This window comes from Cloacibacillus sp. (genome assembly GCA_036655895.1).
Lineage (GTDB): Bacteria > Synergistota > Synergistia > Synergistales > Synergistaceae > JAVVPF01.
Genome location: JAVVPF010000086.1, coordinates 1 through 3,173, shown reverse-complemented (window position 1 = coordinate 3,173; position 3,173 = coordinate 1). Strand labels below are relative to the sequence as shown.

3 protein-coding genes are annotated in these 3,173 nt (G+C 52.5%); 1 reads left to right on the top strand and 2 read right to left on the bottom strand.

Translation table 11 applies throughout. From position 1 onward, the window contains the following. Nucleotides 1-200: 200 nt before the first annotated feature. Nucleotides 201-392, bottom strand: coding sequence for a hypothetical protein (locus RRY12_12790; protein ID MEG2185550.1), 192 nt, complete (start codon nucleotides 390-392; stop codon nucleotides 201-203). A 215-nt stretch (nucleotides 393-607) separates the two neighbouring features. Between RRY12_12790 and RRY12_12785 the strand changes: the two genes are divergently transcribed. Continuing rightward, on the top strand, nucleotides 608-2,056 hold the full coding sequence (locus RRY12_12785; GenBank protein ID MEG2185549.1) for an amino acid carrier protein: 1,449 nt from the start codon (nucleotides 608-610) through the stop codon (nucleotides 2,054-2,056). A 30-nt stretch (nucleotides 2,057-2,086) separates the two neighbouring features. Here RRY12_12785 and RRY12_12780 read toward each other — a convergent pair. Next, the coding region (locus RRY12_12780) for a thiamine pyrophosphate-dependent enzyme (GenBank protein MEG2185548.1) at nucleotides 2,087-3,173 on the bottom strand (1,087 nt) is incomplete at its 5' end.

The window sequence follows — 3,173 nt, the reverse complement described above, 5'->3', positions numbered from 1 at the left end:
AGGAGAAGATATCTACCACAGCAATACCGATGAAAAGGTTAAATTGGAAGATATTATAAAGATGTCGAAGCTATACACCGCTTGTATTCTATAAGGCTCTTTACCGTTCGGTTGAAAATATAACTAAACGTAATGCATTCAACATAAAATAGGTGGATAGCACAGTTAGTACGGGGATGCTGACAAAAAGTTGTGCCAAATTAAGCAGCATCCCCCAACATCAGCTTTTGCCTTGAAATACCGACGTGCGCTTTGCAAAATTGGAAGGTCCCCGCCGGCGCAAAAAGCGCGGCAATCAGCTCCGACGTCAAGGTATTCATCCGCTCCGCGCGGTTCAGAGTAACCCACGCAGCAGCCCCTTTTTTCTCAAACAAAACAGGCGCTTCCATCATAAAAAGCCCTCCTTCGTCATCATCGAAACATTTTTTATATCTACGCGCATATACAGCCGCCGACTACATTATATACCGTTAAGATTGTCAATCCAAATGCAGCGCATCTGAAAGATTCTTCAAATGCCTCGGCGGATATGGTTTTTGTTATGACGATGGCGGGCCGCTCTGTTAAAATAACCATGTTGGCACGCTAGAACCGAGGGGGAATTATTATGAGCACCGTCGACCTTATCAGCCTTATTGTATGGGACTATATGTGGGGACTGCCTTTGGTGATGGTCGTTCTGGCCTCCGGCCTCTATCTTAGCCTGCGCACGGGCTTCTTTCAAATCACAAATTTCGGCGTCGCTATGAGACATGCTTGGTCAAGCATCAGGGGAAGAGATAGAGATAAAAACGAGACGGGGCTTTTCTCTTCCATTGAGGCTACCAGCGTGGCGCTCGGCACGACCATCGGAGTGGGCAATATCGGGGGCGTCGCCACTGCAATCGCGACGGGCGGCCCTGGGGCTGTATTTTGGATGTGGCTTGCGGCGCTTTTTGGGATGATCATCAAGATGGCGGAGGTGACGCTTGCCGTCTATTACAGGTCAAAAGACGACAACGGCGCGGCCTACGGCGGCCCCAATCACTACATGAAAAAGGGCATCGGCATTGAAAAAAATATGCCGCGTGTTTTCAAGCTCCTCAGTTTTCTCTTCGCGTTCGGCTTTTTGACGGGATATTTTATCAATATACAAACCTATACGGTATCTGAAGCGGTGGCGAACACATTTGGGCTAAAACTAATGACTGTAGGCGTCGTCTATACCATAGCGCTTTACGCTATGATAAGCGGCGGCATGAAACAACTCGGCAAAATAGCGCTCATGCTCGTTCCTTTTATGTGCATTTTTTATCTCGCAGGCGGAATCTTTATTCTTTTAAGAAACGTAGCGGAGATACCGGCGGCTTTTTCGCTGATATTTAAGAACGCCTTCACCGGCACTGCGGCTCTTGGCGGCTTTATGGGAGCCGCAGTGACTCAGGCAATCAAAGTAGGGCTTGCGCGCTCTGTCTTCAGCAATGAAGCCGGATGGGGATCCGCGCCGATGATACACGCCTCGGCAAAGGTAGATCACCCCGTGAAGCAGGGTTTGATGGGCATTTTTGAAGTATTTGTGGATACTTTTGTAATATGCAGCATCACCTGCCTCATCATAATCGTCACAGGGCAGTGGTCCTCCGGTCTTGACGGCGCCACTTTGACGCTTGCGGCCTTTGAGACTGGGATGGGACGATTCGGCAGGGTCATTCTAGCGGCGGGGGTATTTATATTCGGCATAACGACCTCAAGCGGCCTCTACGCGCAGATCGAGGTCGTTCTCCGCTATCTTATAGGCGATTTTCCACGAAAAGACGCCCTTCTATATTTTTATAAATGGACCTACCCGCTTCCCAGCCTTGCGCTTGTCTATATCGCGGTCTATTTTGAGTTCCCGGGAACAACTGTGTGGCTTTTCTCGGACGCCTCCACGGCGCTTCCCATTTTTGCAAACGTCATAGCGTTATCCATATTGACGCCCAAGTTCATTATCCTTCTTAACGACTATAAGGCAAAGTATCTTGGCGTAGGAACCGCCGACCCACAGTTTGAGGTCTTCTATGATTCTGAAAAATAAATAAACGCCGCGCAAGCACGACGGGAAGGCCTAATAGGTCATATCCTCGTCCTTTGCGATTTTCGCGGCGGCCCAGCCGGGGACGGGAGGGAGCTGTTGGTCTTCCGGCAGCAGAGGAACGTCGATGAGACAGGGGCCTTCTTCCTTCAGGCATTCTGCGAAGATTTTTTCAAAGTCCGCCATGTCTTTTGCGCGGTATCCTTTTAGCCCGACCGCCTCCGCGAATTTGACGTAATCCACATTCGCGAAATCGGTGAACTGCGAGAAATACGGGGCAAGCTCCGCTTTTCTGTGTACGCGTTCCGTACCGCGTATCCAGCCGAAGGTGCCGTTGTTGAAGAGTACGTATATTATTTTCAGGCCGAGGCGCGCCGCTGTCTCAAGCTCCGCCCCGCAGAAACCAAAGCTGCCGTCGCCTACGAGCGCTACTACGGGAGCTTCTTTAGGAACGCCGAATCTCGCGCCCATTGCGGCCGGTATGGCGTAACCTAGCGCGCCCATTGAGAAGTTGTAGGCGGTGCGGCGTCCGGCGCGCGCCAGACGCAGGAAGCAGGAGGAGTAGATGGCGGGGGTGCCGGGGTCGACGGCAAAGAAGGCGGTATCAGGCGTCAGTTTTTCTATGGCGCGGACGAGCGAGAGCGGATGAAACACCGAACCGTAGCGTTCCATCACCTGACGCAGTTTTTCTTCGTGCGCCGCCTTTTCGTCGGCGCAGCGTTTCGCCCACATGGCGCGGTCTGGAATCTTTTTGTCTTTCAGCTGTTCATTGAGCGCGCGCAGCGTTTCGCGAACGTCGCCAAGAAGGGGCAGCGCGTCGTAATTGTTGCCAAGCTCGCGCTCGGCTACGTCTATCTGTATGAATCTCTGGCCGGAGGCCGGCGCCGGTATCTTCCAGCCGTCGGTGTTCGCGGAGTCGGTGCTTGTCGCGGCAAATAATATGACGTCCGCATCTTTTATCATTTTATTGTTCCACGCGCGTCCGCCGCGCGCGCCTGTTACGCCCATCGAAAGCGGTTGTGCGTCGCTTGCCGCGCCCTTTGCGTTGATGGTGGTGCCTATCGGCATCTGCTGCGATTTTGAGAGCGCGGCCGCCTCTTCCCACGCGCCGGAATGGACG

Bases quoted from the DNA above. Each gene is read 5' to 3' on its own strand.
- RRY12_12790 (MEG2185550.1), bottom strand. From the start codon at position 392: ATGATGGAAGCGCCTGTTTTGTTTGAGAAAAAAGGGGCTGCTGCGTGG.
- RRY12_12785 (MEG2185549.1), top strand. From the start codon at position 608: ATGAGCACCGTCGACCTTATCAGCCTTATTGTATGGGACTATATGTGG.